The organism is Polynucleobacter yangtzensis (assembly GCF_027924165.1).
In the GTDB taxonomy this organism is placed as follows: domain Bacteria; phylum Pseudomonadota; class Gammaproteobacteria; order Burkholderiales; family Burkholderiaceae; genus Polynucleobacter; species Polynucleobacter yangtzensis.
Genome location: NZ_AP026973.1, coordinates 756264 through 774544, shown reverse-complemented (window position 1 = coordinate 774544; position 18281 = coordinate 756264). Strand labels below are relative to the sequence as shown.

Below are 18281 nucleotides of genomic sequence, written 5' to 3'. Positions count from 1 at the left end.
ATCTTCGATTTTAGGCGCTTTTCTCTACCCGCCCTATTTATATCCAAGATTGGGGAAAAATATATTGCGATGCAACATACTTGCCATATAATTTATCAATGAGAGTACATTAGGTAAAAGCCTAAAGTCAGAATCAAAATAATTATCAAATGGAAAGAGACCGAAATGAACTTAACTCCAGAACAAATTGCAGCGGCACAAAAAGCAAACCTAGAGACCTTGAGTGGATTAACCAATCAAGCTTTGCAAAGCATTGAAAAATTAGTAGAGCTGAATATGCATATTGCTAAGCAAAGTTTGAGCGATAGCATGAATAGCGCTAAAAAAGCGTTAGAAGTAAAAGACATTCAACAGTTACTCGCCCATCAAGCTGAAGCAGTTCAGCCAATGGCAGAAAAAATTATGGCTTATAGCCGCCACTTATATGAGTTAGCTCACGAGACCCAAAACAGCTTTACCCAATCTGCTGAAAAAGAGTTTCAAGCAGGTCAAAAGAAAATCAACTCTTTAGTGGAAGAGTGGACTAAGAATGCACCAGTTGGATCTGATGCAGCCGTACAAGCCATGAAACAAGCTATCGCTTCTGCTAACAATGTATTTGAGACAAGCCAGAAAGCTGTGAAGCATGCAGTTGAAGTTGCGCAAACCAATCTTAATAGCGCTACCGAAACCGTATTAAAGGCTACCGATACTGCCACCAAAACTACGAAGAAGAAATAAAGTACTGCAGAGTAATCTGCAATGCAAAAGCCCCGAGTCATCGGGGCTTTTTCTTTTGTGATTCTACGACTACTTTTAGGATTTCTTTTTCACGGGTGGTAAATCAGTGCAATGGCCATGGGCCGCCTCAGCCGCAAGACCTACAGATTCACCGAGGGTTGGATGTGGATGAATAGTTTTACCAATATCCACCGCATCAGCGCCCATCTCAATGGCTAGACACACTTCACCAATCAAATCACCAGCGTGTGTACCAACAATACCGCCACCAATAATGCGATGAGTAGTTGCATCAAAAATGAGTTTTGTGAAACCTTCATCACGTCCATTGGCAATTGCTCGTCCGCTAGCTGCCCATGGGAATAAACCTTTTTCATAGGCAATGCCTTGTGCTTTGCACTGCTCTTCAGTCAAGCCAGCCCAAGCCACTTCAGGATCGGTATAAGCAACCGATGGAATTTGCTTCGCATCAAAGTAAGATTTTTCACCAGCAGCAGCCTCAGCAGCAACGTGACCTTCATGCACCGCCTTATGAGCCAACATCGGCTGACCAACCAAGTCACCAATTGCAAAAATATTGGAGACATTAGTGCGCATTTGCTTATCCACTGGAATAAAGCCGCGCTCATCTACCTGCACGCCTGCTTTACCAGCATCAATCTTCTTGCCATTTGGAGTGCGGCCTACCGCAACTAATACCAAGTCGTAGGTTTGCGATTCCGCTGGCGCATTCTCGCCCTCGAAGCTAACCTGTATGCCATCAGGCTTCACTTCTGCTCTAGCAGCGCGAGTCTTGAGCATGATTTTTTCAAAACGTCCGGCATTGAACTTCTCCCAGACCTTTTCCAAATCACGATCTGCACCTGCCATGAGGCCGTCCATCATCTCGGCAATATCAATACGTGAGCCCAGCGTACTGTAAACAGTCGCCATCTCTAGACCAATAATGCCGCCACCGATTACCAACATACGCTTTGGAATACTCTTGAGCAATAATGCGCCCGTACTGTCCACAATACGTGGATCTTCTGGTAAGAAAGGCAACTTCACTGGCTGACTACCGGCAGCAATGATGGCCTTCTGAAAGCGCACCACTTCTTTTTTACCCGTGAGGTCTTGGCCAGTACCGTCGGTTAACTCAACCTCGACATGGTTCGCATCTAAGAACTTACCCAGGCCGCGCACTACCTTCACTTTACGAGCCTTTGCCATTCCAGCAAGACCACCAGTTAATTTGGCAATGACGGATTCTTTGTAACCACGTAATTGATCAATCTCGATCTTCGGCGCACCAAAGGTAATGCCATGCTTTGCCATGGTCTTTACTTCATCCATCACTGAAGTGGTGTGGAGCAATGCTTTAGATGGAATACAACCGACATTCAAGCAAACGCCACCCAAAGTTGGGTAACGCTCTACTAAAACGGTATTCATACCCAAGTCAGCACTTCGGAATGCTGCGCTGTAACCGCCAGGGCCAGCACCAAGTACTAACACCTCACATTCATGATCAACCTTGCCGCTGTACTGCCCTGCTACTGGTGCAGGTGCGGCTGTCATTGTTGGAGCAGCCGGAGCTGGTGCCACAGGAGCTGCAGCAGGTTTAGCGGCAGGCGCCGCACCACTTGCTTCGATTTCTGCAATCACAGAACCTTTGCCAACCTTATCGCCCAACTTAACTGCAATGCTAGTGATAGTGCCTGCAGCATCTGCCGGCACTTCCATTGTCGCTTTGTCTGATTCGAGCACCAAGAGCGGTTGTTCTTTTTCAATAACGTCGCCGACTTTTACTAGCACTTCAATAACAGGTACATCTGAATAGTCACCAATATCTGGAACGAGAATTGTTTGCTTAGCCATGAAATCCCCTTACAGACTAGCGCGACGGAAGTCGGCCAAGAGCTGAGCAATGTACACATTGAAGCGAGTAGCTAAAGCACCGTCAATCACGCGATGATCTGCTGACAAAGACAATGGGCAAATCAGGCGAGGTACAAACTGCTTACCATCCCATACCGGCTTCATTGCAGCCTTGCTAACACCCATGATGGCTACTTCAGGCGCATTAATAATCGGTGAGAAATATGTACCACCAATGCCGCCTAGTGATGAGATCGTAAAGCTCGCGCCCTGCATTTGATCAGGCTTTAATTTGCCATCACGAGCAAGCGCTGCTAGATCTGAAGTTTCTTTGGCTAGTTCAAAAATGCCTTTTTTATCCGCATCTTTAATGACAGGCACAACCAAACCAGTAGGAGTGTCTGCAGCAAAGCCAATATTGAAGTATTTCTTCAGGATCAGATCATCGCCATCCAAAGAGCTGTTGAACTCAGGATATTTTTTCAATGCTGCTACTGCGGCCTTCATTAAGAAAGCAAGCATCGTGATTTTGACACCCTTCTTCTCATTCTCTTTATTAGTGAGAACGCGGAATGCCTCTAAGTCACTAATGTCAGCATCTTCGTGATACGTCACAGCTGGAATCATTACCCAGTTACGGCCCAAATTGGCTGCTGTGAGTTTCTTAATACGATTTAGTGGTTGACGTTCAATCTCACCAAACTTTGTGAAATCCACTTTTGGCCAAGGGATGAGATTCAAGCCACCTAAACTACCGCCGCTAGAAGCTGCTGCAGGACTTCCTGCTCCGCCGCTCATCGCTGCCTTTACAAAGGCTTGTACGTCCTCTTGAGTAATACGTCCTTTTGGACCTGATCCTTTAACTTGATCAATCGTGACGCCTAGCTCGCGCGCAAACTTACGCACAGATGGGCTTGCATGACTTACTGCTGCTTCTGCTGGCGGAGGAGTATTGCTCAGTGGAGGTGGCGCTGGGGCTCTTGCGATCGGAGGCTCAACAGTTTTAGCTGCTGGTGCCGCAGGTGCTGCGCTGGCTGCTACTGGTGCTGCTGCAGAACCTGAAGACCCACCTTCCAAAATCACAACCACTGATCCTTCAGAAAGGTTATCGCCAACTTTAACTTTGACTTCCTTCACAACGCCAGAGTGTGATGAAGGAACGTCCATGGTGGCTTTATCAGATTCAAGTACAACGATGGATTGTTCTTTCTCAATCTTGTCGCCTACCTTCACTAAAACCTCAATTACAGGTACATCTTTGTAATCACCGATATCCGGGACTTTGATTTCAATTGGAGATCCGCCAGCACTTGCTGGTGCCGCAACTGGGGCTGCCGCAGGAGCGCTAACAGCTGGTGCTGGAGCTCCAGCCGCTGCACCCTCTTCCAAGGTAATGACAACAGAACCCTCAGAAAGGTTATCACCAATCTTCACTTTGACTTCTTTGACAACGCCAGAGTGTGATGAAGGAACGTCCATGGTGGCTTTATCAGATTCAAGTACGACGATGGATTGTTCCTTCTCAATCTTATCGCCCGCTTTAACCAATACTTCGATCACCGGTACATCTTTGTAGTCACCGATATCCGGGACTTTGATTTCAATTATTTGACTCATAGTATTTATCTCTTATCAAACCGTCATTGGGTTTGGTTTAGTAGTGTCGATGTCGTATTTCTTAATCGCTTCTGCCAACTTAGAGCGATCAAGCTGACCGGAGTCAACCAAAGACCTCAAAGCAGTCAGAACCACCCAACGACGATCTACTTCAAAGAAATCACGGAGTTTTTCACGGGTATCTGAACGACCAAATCCGTCAGTACCGAGCACTTCGTAGCGACGACCCATGTGCTGAATCGCCGGACGAATTTGCTCTGCAAATAAACGCACATAGTCAGTCGCTGCAATCACTGGACCAGTCGTGTCTTTAAGGCACTTCTCAACATGAGATAGGGTTGGTGCAGCAGCTGGGTTCAAAAGATTGCTGCGGTGTGCTGCAGTCCAATCACGGCCAAGTTCAGTAAAGCTTGGGCAACCCCACAAGTCTGAAGCAATGCCCCAGTCTTTATGCAAAATCTCTGCCGCTTCGATAACTTCGCGGAAGATTGTTCCAGAGCCTAAAAGTTGTACGCGCAGCTTTGCGTTGGCATCGCCAACTGACTTCAGCTTATACATACCCTTAATGATGTCTTTTTCTGCACCCTTAGGCATTGCTGGATGAGCGTAGTTCTCATTCATCAAGGTAACGTAGTAGTACACGTCTTCCTGAACTTCCAACATGCGACGCATACCATCCTGAATGACTACCGCCAATTCAAATGAGAATGTAGGGTCGTAGCTAATACAGTTAGGAACTGCACCACTCCACAGATGGCTATGACCATCTTCGTGTTGCAAGCCTTCGCCGTTCAAAGTAGTTCTACCAGCAGTCCCGCCTAGCAAGAAACCACGGCTACGCATATCGCCTGCAGCCCAAGCTAAGTCACCAATACGTTGGAAACCAAACATGGAATAGAAGATGTAGAAAGGCAACATCGGTACGCCATGCGTGGAGTAAGAAGTAGCGGCAGCGATCCAATCGCACATACCACCAGCTTCGTTAATACCCTCCTGCAAGATCTGACCGGTCTTATCCTCTTTATAGAACATCAATTGATCGTGATCTTCTGGGGTGTAGAGCTGACCTAACTGATTCCAAATGCCCAATTGGCGGAACATGCCTTCCATACCGAAAGTACGTGACTCGTCTGGCACAATCGGAACAACACGCTTACCAAGTACCTTATCGCGCACGACGGTGTTGAGCAAGCGCACAAATGCCATCGTTGTTGAGATCTCGCGACCTTCTGTAGTTGCTTCAAGTAATGGTGCGAAAGTTTCTAATGAAGGTACTGGCAAGCTTTCCGCTTTGGTGCGACGCTGTGGCAAATAACCACCCAACTCTTGACGGCGAGCCTTCATGTACTCAAGCTCTGGACTGCCTTCAGCAAACTTCACCAAAGGCATGTCATCTAACTGCTCATCTTTAACTGGAATTTCAAAGCGATCTCGGAAACGACGAACGTCATCTGCATTCATCTTCTTCGCCTGGTGGGCAATATTCATCGCCTCGCCTGAACCACCCATACCGTAACCCTTAATGGTATGCGCCAAGATCACTGTTGGCTGTTCTTTATGATTTACCGCCGCATGAAACGCTGCATATACTTTATGAGGATCATGGCCACCACGATTCAGTTGCCAGATCTCATCATCACTCCAGTCGCTAACTAAAGCCTTTAATTCTGGGGTATTGAAAACAATCTCGCGAACATAGGCACCATTCTTAGACTTCATCGTCTGGTACTGACCGTCAACGATCTCGCCCAAACGCTGCATCAAGATGCCTTTTTTATCACGTGCAAATAAAGCATCCCATTGACCGCCCCATACTACCTTAATGACGTTCCAGCCTGAACCGCGGAACTCACTCTCGAGCTCTTGAATAATTTTTCCGTTACCGCGCACTGGGCCATCTAAGCGCTGCAAGTTACAGTTGATGACAAAAATCAGATTGTCGAGTTTTTCACGACCGGCCATACCAATCGCACCCAGAGATTCTGGTTCATCGGTTTCACCATCACCCAAGAAGGCCCAAACTTTACGGCCCTGCTCTTGAATAAAGCCACGATCAGTTAAGTACTTCATAAAGCGCGCTTGGTAAATCGCCATGATCGGACCCAAGCCCATCGATACGGTTGGGAACTGCCAGAAGTCTGGCATCAACCAAGGATGCGGATAACTAGAGATGCCTTTGCCGCCTACTTCTTGACGGAAGTTATTGAGCTGACCCTCTTCGAGGCGACCCAACATATAAGCACGTGCATATACACCTGGAGCTGAGTGGCCTTGTACAAATATCAAATCACCACCATGCTCCGGAGATGGTGCATGCCAGAAGTGATTAAAGCCTACGTCGTATAAAGTCGCCGCCGATTGGAAAGAAGAAATGTGGCCGCCAACGTTGGTATCTTTATTGGCGCGCAATACCATCGCCATGGCATTCCAACGAGTGTAAGAACGAATACGGTGCTCTACATTCTGATCGCCAGGCAAGCGTGCTTGGTTTTCCACGGGAATCGTATTGATGTAAGGAGTCTCGGCATGGAATGGCTGAACTACCCCGTTTACACGAGCGTGAGAAATTTGTTGATCAATAAGATAGGCAGCTCTTTCTGGTCCCTCATTACGAATCACGCCATCGAGCGCCTGCAACCACTCTTGAGTCTCCCCCGGATCGGCATCCTGAACATTCTGTTTACCTAATACTTGGTCTGGAACCGCTGCCATCTTTAGTCTCCATTAAATAGTGCTTTATTTGTCATTAACTCTATAGGCAATATTCTAGGAAGGTATATGGGTGTAAACAAGCAATTTTCCACATAATGATAATATTTCTCATAATGTGGTAATTTATTGCGGTGCAAATAAGAATGGCTATATAGACCACAAATCCCGTTTCAGGGGTCGCAATAGGGCAAAATGCTTTGTATTCATGAAAGTTTCAGCCTCCACCAACCTTTTCCTTCGGCCATTGAAATGGCTGCGCAAAATACGCGGATTTAGGCTTGTTTACACCCCTCTGATTGCGATTGTGATTTTTACTGCAGTCATGGGCATTATTTTGGGGACCCTGCACCTACAAGAAAAGAACCAACAAGAAGCAGCGCTATTTAGAGAATTATCTTTTGCCAAGCAGCGTATTCAATCTCGATTTGCCAGCAATCTCGATGCATTAACCACAATCAATCGTGAAGTTTCGGCTAGTGAAGACCAAATTAAATTCAAGCAAATCGCCAGAGAACAGGCAGATGATCTAGTTGTCAACAACCATGAAATAGTCAAAATCATTTGGCTAAACAACCAAGCTCAGCGTGAATGGGCGGCACCAAATGAAACAGGTAAATCAGATTGGATTACTAAGACTCAAAATGATCAACCCGTTAATGCTGGACTTGCATCCACCATTGAACTCAGCAGAGTAACTGGTAGAGCTGCCTATAGTCCATTTATCTCGCTTAATCTTCCGGGCGATGAGCCAATCAATGCAGAGAGAAAAATTGTTTTCTGGCAAGTGGTGCCCAATATAGTCAGCGGAGAAATAGTAGGTTACTTGGCGGCGCTCTACACTACCCAAGGGATTTTGGATGTCATTCCTGGAGAGCTCAAGTCCTACTACCGCTTTACCCTCATTACCGACAACGAAAAAGTTCTAGCAATCTCCTCCGATAAAGGGACTCCTAAAAGGGCTTTCAGCAATCAGACCAGCTTAGATATCGGAGTATTAAGTCCGAATATCACCTTGCGGATTGATACCTATCCTCCACCTACCAACCTCACCTTCAGGATGTTGATTGGCGTTGTGTTGGGGCTGAGTATCTTCGTGATTTGGAGTTTGTGGTCCGTCCTCAAGCAAATGCAAGTGCGCCAAGAAGCCGAAGCAAGTCTGCGTACAGAAACTAGTTTTCGTAATGCGATGGAGAACTCCACTCCAGTGGGTATCCGTGCTCACGATATGGAGAAAAGAATCACTTACGTCAATCGAGCCTTTTGCGAAATGACAGGCTGGACCTCCGAAGAGTTAATGGGCCTTACTCCACCATTTCCATTTTGGCCAGATAGCCGAAGAGATGAGCTGATAGACAAAATGAATCGCGCCCTGAAATCTGAGATCAGCGGCAGTATGAAAATTGGTATCGAGGGTGCCATTATGAAGCGCGATGGAACTTTGATCCAGACCCGCACCTTCATTGCGCCCTTGATTAATGAAAAAGGTAAACAGACTGGCTGGGTAACCTCATTAATCGATATTTCGGAGCCAAAAAAGATTCGTGAAGAATTAGCTGCATCACAAGAACGATTTACCACCGTTCTAGAAAGTCTAGACGCTGCAGTGTCTGTTGTCTCTTTAGAAACTGATGAACTGTTATTTGCAAACCGCTTCTACCGAGAAAATTTTGGCAATGATTCCAAGGGGCACTTTCAATTAGCTCATCAAGAAAAAGAAATCGACACCTTGCATAACATCGCGCAAGATCTTCAGGACTACATACGTGATGGCATTCCGACTTCTTTTCTTTATCAGGAATCAGAGTCAGAAGAAGTGCAATTAACTGATGGCAGTAATAAGTGGTTTGAAGTTAGACGACGCTTCATCCCATGGGTTGATGGCCATCTTGCGCAATTATTGGTTGCTACCGATATCACTGCGCGTAAAGAGGCAGATGATTTGGCGCGCCAACAGCAAGAGCGCATGCAGTTCACCAGTCGTCTCACCACCATGGGTGAGATGGCCTCCTCATTGGCTCACGAGTTGAATCAACCCCTCTCCGCTATTTCAAATTACTGCAACGGAGTGGCAAAGCGTTTAGAAGGCAATGTCGACCCTGCTATTACTAAGGAGATCTTGCCAGCACTGGCTAAAGCCTCCGAACAGGCACACCGCGCCGGAACGATCATTCAACGTATTCGAGGCTTCGTTAAGCGTAGCGAACCTCAGCGTAAAGCAGCAAACGTTTCTGAAATCATTAATGATGCAGTTGGTCTAGTTGAAATTGAAGCACATCGTCACCGTCTCACCATCACTTCCGAGATTGCTGATAATCTTCCGGTGGTTAATCTGGATCCGGTTCTTATCCTGCAGGTGGTAGTTAATCTACTGAAAAATGCGCTTGATAGTGTTCGTGAGGCCTACCCCCTCTCCTCACGCTGGTCAGCTCCCCCAGTGAGGATTACTGCCGATTTAGACACCAGCATTTTCCCAGCCATGCTCAGAATTCAGGTTATCGATGGCGGGGGTGGAATCCCTGAAAATGTCCTAGAACACATGTTTGAGCCGTTTTTTAGTACCAAATCCGATGGTATGGGCATGGGGCTCAATATCTGCCGCTCTATTATTGAATCCCACCATGGTAGGCTTTGGGCCACCAATGTCCAGGACTCCGAACAGACCAAGCTAGTCGGCTGCACCTTTACAATACTTCTACCCCTGGAATCCCCTGAAACCAAGGCCAATACTTAATACTGAATTTATAGGTTTACCTCGCGAGAACTGATATGAACTTAAGTGCTACTGCAAAACCAAACCAAGCTGAAGTTGTCTATGTTGTTGATGATGATGAAGCAGTTAGAGATTCCCTCACTTGGCTTTTAGAAAGCAACGGCTATGTTGTGCGTTGCCATGCAAGCGCTGAACGTTTCTTACAGTCTTTGCAAAGCACTGATAAGTCCACTATCTCTTGCGCCATTTTGGATGTGCGCATGCCTGGCATGTCAGGCCTTGAATTACAAGAGCGCTTAACTGCTGAAAATTTGCCAATGCCAGTAGCCTTCATCACAGGTCACGGCGATGTTTCTATGGCGGTATCTACTATGAAGCGCGGCGCAGTAGACTTCATCGAGAAACCATTTAAAGAAAATGATCTTTGTGGTTTGGTAGATCGCATGCTTGCTAAAGCTCGCATTGACTATTCACAAGCAAGCCAACGCAAAATTACTCAAAGCTTACTCAGCAAACTGACCGGTCGTGAACGTCAAGTGCTCGAGCGTATTGTTGCTGGTCGCTTAAATAAACAAATTGCTGATGACCTTGGCATTTCTATCAAGACTGTTGAAGCACACCGTGCCAATATCATGGAAAAGCTCAACGTCAATACTGTGGCAGACCTACTCCGCCTGGCTTTATCTGATCCACAACCTAATTAATATCAGGGTCTTGAGATGCCAGCGCAATTATTAGATGGAAACGCACTCTCTAAAAAGCTTCGTACAGAGATTGCAGCTCGTGGTGCAATCGTTACTGCCAAAGGCACTCGCCCTGGCTTAGCTGTCATTGTAGTTGGCGACAACCCTGCCAGCGCAGTGTATGTACGCAATAAGGTCAAAGCTTGTGAAGATGTTGGCTTTCATTCCGTTTTGGAGCGCTACTCCGCCGAACTTGGCGAAGAAGAACTGCTGGCTCGCATTGCTACCCTGAATGCAGATCCTGCAATTCATGGGATCTTGGTACAGCTCCCATTGCCAGAACACATTGCTTCTGAACGCGTACTCGAAGCGATTGCTCCGGAGAAAGACGTAGATGGCTTTCACGTTGCGAATGCCGGCGCATTAATGGTTGGCCAACCAGAATTCAAGCCATGCACGCCTTATGGCTGCATGAAGATTCTAGAGAGTATTGAATATCCAATTCGCGGCGCACGTGCTGTGATTGTTGGTGCATCCAATATTGTGGGTAAACCAATGGCTATGTTGCTGCTACAGGCTGGTGCAACCGTCACCATCTGCAATAGCAAGACGCGTGACCTGGCACACCACACAAAGGATGCCGATATCTTGGTCGTTGCTACTGGCAAACCGAAGATGATCTCTGGCGATATGGTCAAAAATGGTGCAGTAGTGATTGACGTTGGTATTAACCGCCTGCCAGATGGCAAGCTTTGTGGTGATGTTGATTTTGATACCGCCAAGTATGTCGCCGGCTGGATCACCCCCGTTCCTGGTGGCGTTGGCCCCATGACCATCACTATGTTGTTGATGAACACCTTAGAAGCGGCAGAAAAGGCATCAAAGCACTAAGGATTTGACTGGGACTTTTGGCAAAATTGCTCCCAGTCCATTAAGCTAGGGGGATGACTACATCCCTCGCTAATACCCTCCCCGCTGAATTACAAAACAATCCTCTCGTTACTTTTGGACGTGGCATTGCTGCTTACTCTGAAGTAAAGCCTGAGCACATTGCCCCAGCAATCGAATACCTATTAAAGTATGCGCAGGATGCAGTGGATGTTGCAGTAAATCCAAACACAGCACCAACCTGGGAAACGCTAGCTGAACCACTAGAAGATGCTACAGAGTCTTTAGGCAGGTCTTGGGGTGTGATCTCTCACCTCAATAGTGTTGCTGATACACCAGAATTACGAGCCGCCTATGGTGCGATGCTGCCAAAGGTAACCGCTTTCTTTTCAAGTCTTGGACAGAATTTAGATCTTTACAAGAAATTTAAAGAACTCAGCAAATCTCCTGACTTTGCAAAACTGAGTTCAGCACAGAAAAAAGTGATCGAAAACTCCTTACGTGATTTTCGCTTGGGCGGAGCAGAGTTGAGCGATGCAGACAAGCCGCGTTTTGCCCAAATTCAGGATGAGCAAGCAACCTTAGGCAAAGCCTTTTCTGATCATGTCTTAGATGCAACCGATGGCTTTGTACACCTTGTAACGGATAAAGCAGATCTGGTGGGACTACCTGAGGATACAGTTGCTGCAGCCGCAGATACTGCTCAGCAAAAGAATCTGCAGGGCTGGGCATTCACACTGCACTTCCCTTCTTATTACCCAGTCATGCAGTACTCAGAAAATCGTGCCCTGCGCCGCTTGATGTACGAGGCCTATGTCACGCGCGCTTCAGAGCTGGCGCCACAATACGGCAAAGGCAAGCTGGATTGGGATAATACGAAAAATATGCTTGAGCAACTCAGACTGCGCGATGAAGAAGCGCGGATGCTGGGATTCAAGAACTATGCCGCGCTGAGCTTAGCGCCAAAGATGGCAAATAGCGTTGAGGAAGTGGATTCCTTTTTAACCAATTTTGCCCAAAAGGCAAAACCTTTTGCACTCAAGGATTGGCAAGAACTTTCCGAGTTTGCCAAAACAGAACTTTCAATTACAGATGGCTTGGAGCCTTGGGATGTTGCATTTGCTTCTGAGCGATTGAAGCAAGAGCGTTACTCATTCTCAGAGAATGAATTGAAGCAGTATTTCCCATTACCCAAAGTATTGGATGGACTCTTCCAAGTAATTCAAACTTTGTTTGGCGTAAAGATTGAAGCAGCTAGCCTACCTACATGGCATGCTGACGTGCAATCCTTCTCAGTCAAAAATGCCAAGGGTAATATCGTGGCATATTTTTACCTCGATCCCTATGCTCGCCCTGGCAAGCGTGGCGGCGCCTGGATGGATGATGCCCGCGGCCGCAGAGTATTACCCAATGGAGAGATCCAAATACCTGTAGCGTATTTAGTCTGTAACTTTGCACCTCCAGTGAAGGTTGATGGCGTCTTGCGCCAGCCTACCATTACCCATGATGATGTGATCACCCTCTTCCATGAGAGTGGGCACGGACTGCACCACCTCTTGACCCAAGTTAGCGCTTTAGGTGTTTCTGGAATCAATGGGGTTGAATGGGATGCGGTTGAGCTACCAAGTCAGTTTATGGAAAATTTCTGCTGGGAATGGGAGGTCTTGGAAAAGATGACTGCACATGCTGAAACTGGCAAACCGTTGCCGCGTGAGCTCTTTGAAAAAATCTTAGCCGCCAAGAATTTCCAAAATGGCTATATAACCCTGCGCCAAATTGTGATGTCATTAACCGACTGGCGCCTACACTCCAGTTTGGATACCAAAGATGCGAATGATCAAGCGGTACTCGACCTCTCAAGAGCGATTGCCGATCAATTTAATGTCATCCCACAGCCCGCTATCTCTCGCTGGATTAATACCTTCAGCCATATCTTTGCAGGTGGCTATGCAGCAGGCTATTACAGCTATAAATGGGCAGAAGTTCTATCAGCAGATGTCTACTCTGCCTTTGAAGAGGCCGCCAAGCTTACTGGTAGCGTCCTAGATGAAAAAACGGGTGCTCGTTATCGCGAAGAGATCTTGGAAGTGGGTGGTAGCCGTCCAGCAGCCGAATCATTTAAGGCCTTCAGAGGCAGAGAGCCGAGTATTGATGCCCTTCTCAGGCATGGTGGCTTGGCTTAATTGATTTAATGAATTGCGCAAATAGAAAAACCACCCGAGGGTGGTTTTTCTATTTCTTGACTGATGAATTTTAAGATTTCATTTCTGATTTACTTAATAGCTTAGTTTCTGATTTAGTTTTTTGGGCAAGCATTCTCTAGTGGTTTGCCTGATACTCGATCCTTAACCCAAGCTAAGTAGAATGGCTTAGATGATCCAGGGGTCGTAAAGTGCGATTGCTCACCGGGTAATTGCATTCTTCCAACATTACCACCTAATTTACAAATTTGATCTTGATAAAGCTTATGCATCATTGGAGGAACAGCAGTATCTTTTGAGCCAAAATAGATTTGCACTGGCGCAACGGGTCTTACTACGGGTACGCCGCCCTTAATCATTGCTTGTGCCCAAGCCATAGTGTTAGTTGGAGTAGATTTCAATAAGTTGGTATAAGTTGTTGCATAGTTAAAATTAAATGTATCGCTAGCCGCATGCATACATTTGTTATTGTAAATTTCGTTAACTACTTTCACGCCCTCATCGGTAAAAAGATCGGACAGCTTTAGATTAGGAAAGGCTGCCTGAGTACCCCAGTAGAACATAGTTGCATGGGTGAAGTTAAAGATGTTATCTGAAAACATTTTTAGCGAGCCCTGCAAATATTTATCCGCAGCAGCTTGATCTAGTTTTCCTACTGGAGCGAGAATAGAAATATCTTGCGGCGCTAGAGCAACAAATCCTAGAATCTCCACACCATCAAATGCGGTGCCAGTTTGTTTTATATAGTCAGGCATTCCAGCTAAGGCAATTGTGGCTCCACCACCCTGCGACCATCCATAAACAATCGTCTTCTTGTTGGCACCCGTCTCCTTCATAGAGCCGGCAGCACGAGCAGCATTAAGCGTATCCATGCCATTGGTTGCTGAAACACTATATTGATGTCTGCCACCACCACCCAAACCTTGGTAGTCGGTTGCAACCAATACATAACCCTCTTTAATAAATTCTTCTACTGCTGGAATTCCATAATCAGTCCAAGAATTTCCGCCAACCAAGAAATACTCATTTAAAGGAACTGCTGGATCTAATACTTGTGATGGGCCACAGTTCTGAGCTGAACCCGTTGTACCATGCGCCCACGTTATCACTGGACGACCACCTGCAGGAGCTTGTCCAACTGGAGCAACTACTAGGCCAGTTGAGATGGTTTTGCGTCCAGCAATGTCAGAAGAAATATAGGCAATCTTCCATGCTTGAGCACCCTTGACGGAAGTTTCAATTTTTTCCTGCTTAATCACTTGCCCTAGCTTACCTTCGGGGGCCATCTTCATCACGGACGCATAAAAAGGTTGTACCGGAGGATCAGCGAATACAGTAAGCGACAAAACACCGAGAGCGGTACCGAGCGCTAAAACTGAAAGACGAGTGATTTTTTTCATGATCAGAATAATATTGGGTTCTAAAAGCTCTATTAAACACCAAGCAAAGCTGAAATTAAGGCTAGCTATACTTTTTTAATCGTTGCAACTACAGGGGCATGATCAGAAGGCTGCTCCCAGGTTCTAGGCTCTTTATCGACTATGCTCGCAGTGCATTTGTCTTTAAGCGCTTCACTCAGAAGGATGTGGTCGATACGCAGACCGGCATTTCTTCTGAAACCCATCATACGATAATCCCACCAGCTAAAGATTTTAGGTGGCTGCTCAAACATTCTGAAAGAGTCTGTTAAGCCCAATTCAACCAATTGTTGGAAAGCTTGACGCTCATCCGGGGAAACTAAGTTCTGCCCGATCCATTTAGAGGGATCATGCACATCTATATCTGCAGGGGCAATATTAAAGTCGCCGAGCAAAGCTAAACGCGAGTTCTGTTGGAGCTCTTCTCCTAACCAAGTTTGCAATGCTTTAAGCCAACTAAGCTTATATATGAATTTATCGCTATCAGGCGATTGACCGTTTGGAAAATATGCAGAGACCAACCTTATTGGCTGGGTTCCCGCAAAGGGAATCGTGGCAGCCAAGATTCTTTGCTGCTCATCTTCGAAGTTTGGAATGTTTCTAATCGGTTTTAGAAAGCTGGTTACCGTGTCAGATGCAATCGGCGCTAGCGCCGCCTTGCGCACAATGATGGCTACGCCGTTATAGGTCTTTTGGCCTGCAGCCAGACTCAAGTAGCCAGCATCCTCAAGCTCTTTATGCGGATACTTATCATCCGTGAGCTTGAGCTCCTGCAAACATAATGCATCAATAGGCTGCTGCTTTTTTTCCTGATCATGCAACCAACTCAGGACTTGTGGAAGGCGAACCTTTAATGAGTTCACATTCCATGCGGCTATGCGAACTGAATCAGTCATCGATTCCCAACTCTTGCAACTTACGGGTAATCGTATTGCGTCCAATACCTAGACGTTGAGCAGCCTCCACCCTTCTCCCGCGCGTTACTTCAAGTGCAGCCTGTAGCACCGCCTTTTCGAAACGTGCAGTAAGAGCATCAAAGACTTCCTTATCGCCATCTTGCAGCATCTTCACGGCAAGACGTCCTAAGCCACTCTCCCAGTCACCTGAAGCAACTTTAGTCGCAGCAGGATTACTTGGCGAGGACTCACCATGAAGAATCACGGGTTGCTCGCTAGCCTCTGCAACGATATCGGCAGGCAGATCACTTACCCCAATCACATTGGCAGGCGTCATTACCGTTAACCAATGACATAAGTTCTCTAATTGACGTACGTTACCAGGAAAGGGCATTGCGCTGATTTCTTTTAAAACTTCATCAGATAGCTTTTTAGGCTCAACACCCAATGACTTTGCACAAGTGAGCATGAAATGACGGGCTAACATCGGAATGTCTTCGCTACGCTCACGCAATGAAGGCATGCGCAAACGAATGACATTCAGGCGATGTAATAAATCTTCACGGAAGAGACCTGCAGCCACTCTTGCATCCAGGTTCTGGTGAGTAGATGCGATGATGCGTACGTTGGCCTTAATCGGATCTTGACCGCCAATGCGATAGAAATGACCATCAGACAAAACTCGCAGCAAACGGGTCTGCAGGTCAAATGGAAGGTCGCCTACTTCACCTAAAAACAGGGTGCCGCCATCGGCCTGCTCAAAGCGACCGCGACGTAGAGTTTGCGCACCAGGAAAGGCGCCACGCTCATGACCAAACAACTCAGACTCTAATAAATCTTTTGGTACAGCTGATGTGCTCAAAGAGATAAATGGACCTTTAGCGCAAGGGCTGTGCTTGTGCAATGCATGAGCCACCATCTCTTTGCCAGTACCAGACTCGCCAGTAATGAGGACTGTTGCATTGGACTGAGCTAAACGACCAATTGCACGGAAGATTTCTTGCATGGCTGGCGCTTGACCAATGATCTCAGTAGCATCTTGGCGCCATGCGGTTAATTCTTTAGAGCCAGAGTCATTGCGAATACCCTGCTCAACTGCACGATGAATCAACTCCACCGCTTTTTCGACGTCAAATGGTTTGGTGAGGTACTCAAACGCACCGCCTTGAAAAGAAGAGACGGCTGAATCTAAATCGGAGTATGCCGTCATGATGATGACAGGCAAATTCGGATGGCTAGCTTTTACATGCTGCAATAGATCCAAACCATTACCGCGCGGCATGCGAATATCTGAAATCAACACCTGAGGAGATTCCTTCTCCAGGGCATTGAGAACATCATTTGGATTAGAGAAACTCTTATGTGGAATATTCTCACGCGATAACGCTTTTTCTAAGACCCAACGAATGGATTGATCATCGTCAACGATCCAAATTGGTTTCATGATGCTTTCTCCTGCCTACGGTATGGAATTTGAATATGAAAATCGGTGCGACCAGGACGGCTATTACAGGAAATAAAGCCCTGGTGTTGCTGAACAAAGGTTTGCGCCAAAGTAAGACCAAGGCCACTACCACCCTCTCTACCCGAAACTAACGGGAAGAAGATGCGTTCAATAATTTCTTCTGGGATACCTGGCCCGTTATCAATCACATGCAGATCCATCGCCAACTTATAGCGATGCTTAGCAATCGTCACTGAACGTGCCACTCGGGTCTTCAGCTCAATTTGCGCAACACCACTTTGAATCTCTTCAGAAAGAGCTTGTGCTGCGTTATGAACAATATTAAGTGTTGCCTGAATCAACTGCTCACGGTCTCCCAATACATCTGGCAGACTTGTATCGTAATTACGAATAATTTTGAGTCCCTTTGGAAACTCAGCCAAAACCAAACTACGTACACGCTCCAAAGCTTCATGCACGTTGAAGGATTCCATCACGTGCGCCTTGCGATGTGGCGCCAAGAGACGGTCTACCAAAGTCTGCAGGCGATCAGATTCTTTAATAATGACTTGCGTGTACTCCCGCAAACCTTTATCTGGCAATTCGAACTCGAGCAGCTGAGCCGCTCCACGAATTCCACCCAATGGATTTTTAATCTCATGCGCTAAATTGCGCATCAACTGTTTATTTGCCTCAACCTGCTGCGTTACGCGTTCATCGCGCTCACTACGCAACTGCTGATCTATCGGAAACCACTCCATCATGATGAGACTAGGATCCTCGAGGACCGCCACAACAACGTGTGCCGGTATTGACTCATGATGAATACTGCTAGGTAAGGAATGCAAGATCATTTCTTGGCGCTGCGCCATTACATGCCCCTGCTTCACTTCACCAATCATGACTCTTAATGCTTCATTGTCACCAAATAAGTTGTGCACAGATTGACCCTCAAGTGATTTACGCGAGAGGTCCAAAGCTGACTCAGCAGCCGGATTCACGTACACCAATTGTTGGGTCTCAGCCTCAAATACCACGATGGCATTGGGCATCTGATCAAGCAATGTCGGAAAAAAAGGAGCAGCCGAAGCTGCTCCCTTGAACGAATTGCGCAACAGACCTGCGCTCAAGT

At 46.6% G+C, this 18281-nt stretch carries 12 protein-coding genes; 5 read left to right on the top strand and 7 right to left on the bottom strand.

Going from position 1 to position 18281, the window contains the following annotated elements:
• Window positions 1-165: 165 nt before the first annotated feature.
• Window positions 166-720, top strand: coding sequence for a phasin family protein (locus QMF28_RS04025; protein WP_281743374.1), 555 nt, complete (start codon window positions 166-168; stop codon window positions 718-720).
• Window positions 721-795: 75 nt separating this feature from the next.
• On the opposite strand, the gene lpdA is transcribed toward QMF28_RS04025, so the two are convergent.
• The 3 genes from lpdA to aceE are packed head-to-tail and all read right to left on the bottom strand — an operon-like array spanning window position 796 to window position 6909.
• Window positions 796-2580 (bottom strand): dihydrolipoyl dehydrogenase, encoded by a 1785-nt coding sequence (gene lpdA / locus QMF28_RS04020; protein ID WP_281743373.1) that lies wholly within the window; start codon window positions 2578-2580, stop codon window positions 796-798.
• 9 nt (window positions 2581-2589) lie between these two features.
• The gene (gene aceF / locus QMF28_RS04015; protein WP_281743372.1) at window positions 2590-4197 is read right to left on the bottom strand and encodes a dihydrolipoyllysine-residue acetyltransferase; all 1608 of its coding nucleotides are present in this window, start codon (window positions 4195-4197) and stop codon (window positions 2590-2592) included.
• Window positions 4198-4212: 15 nt separating this feature from the next.
• Entirely contained in the window at window positions 4213-6909 is a 2697-nt protein-coding gene (gene aceE / locus QMF28_RS04010; protein ID WP_281743370.1) for a pyruvate dehydrogenase (acetyl-transferring), homodimeric type, read from the bottom strand.
• A gap of 205 nt (window positions 6910-7114) precedes the next feature.
• Between aceE and QMF28_RS04005 the strand changes: the two genes are divergently transcribed.
• The 4 genes from QMF28_RS04005 to QMF28_RS03990 are packed head-to-tail and all read left to right on the top strand — an operon-like array spanning window position 7115 to window position 13373.
• Window positions 7115-9640 carry a PAS domain-containing sensor histidine kinase gene (locus QMF28_RS04005; protein WP_281743369.1) on the top strand — a complete coding sequence of 842 codons (2526 nt, stop codon included), beginning with the start codon at window positions 7115-7117 and terminating at the stop codon, window positions 9638-9640.
• 35 nt (window positions 9641-9675) lie between these two features.
• A complete protein-coding gene (locus QMF28_RS04000; RefSeq protein WP_068321237.1) occupies window positions 9676-10323 on the top strand; it encodes a response regulator transcription factor in 648 nt (215 codons plus the stop codon).
• A 15-nt stretch (window positions 10324-10338) separates the two neighbouring features.
• The gene (gene folD / locus QMF28_RS03995; RefSeq protein ID WP_216214530.1) at window positions 10339-11193 is read left to right on the top strand and encodes a bifunctional methylenetetrahydrofolate dehydrogenase/methenyltetrahydrofolate cyclohydrolase FolD; all 855 of its coding nucleotides are present in this window, start codon (window positions 10339-10341) and stop codon (window positions 11191-11193) included.
• A gap of 53 nt (window positions 11194-11246) precedes the next feature.
• Window positions 11247-13373 (top strand): M3 family metallopeptidase, encoded by a 2127-nt coding sequence (locus QMF28_RS03990; RefSeq protein ID WP_281743367.1) that lies wholly within the window; start codon window positions 11247-11249, stop codon window positions 13371-13373.
• A gap of 113 nt (window positions 13374-13486) precedes the next feature.
• On the opposite strand, the gene QMF28_RS03985 is transcribed toward QMF28_RS03990, so the two are convergent.
• From QMF28_RS03985 to glnL, 4 genes are all read right to left on the bottom strand, one after another.
• Complete coding sequence (locus QMF28_RS03985; protein ID WP_281743366.1) at window positions 13487-14791, bottom strand: lipase family protein; 1305 nt, start codon at window positions 14789-14791, stop codon at window positions 13487-13489.
• A 65-nt stretch (window positions 14792-14856) separates the two neighbouring features.
• Window positions 14857-15705 carry an exodeoxyribonuclease III gene (xth, locus tag QMF28_RS03980; RefSeq protein WP_281743365.1) on the bottom strand — a complete coding sequence of 283 codons (849 nt, stop codon included), beginning with the start codon at window positions 15703-15705 and terminating at the stop codon, window positions 14857-14859.
• Window positions 15698-17149: a nitrogen regulation protein NR(I) gene (gene ntrC, locus QMF28_RS03975; protein WP_068321223.1), complete on the bottom strand. Its 1452-nt coding sequence runs from the start codon at window positions 17147-17149 to the stop codon at window positions 15698-15700. The genes xth and ntrC overlap by 8 nt, the downstream gene beginning before the upstream one ends.
• Entirely contained in the window at window positions 17146-18267 is a 1122-nt protein-coding gene (gene glnL / locus QMF28_RS03970; protein WP_425594910.1) for a nitrogen regulation protein NR(II), read from the bottom strand. Before glnL ends, ntrC begins: the two co-directional genes overlap by 4 nt.
• Window positions 18268-18281 lie beyond the last annotated feature (14 nt).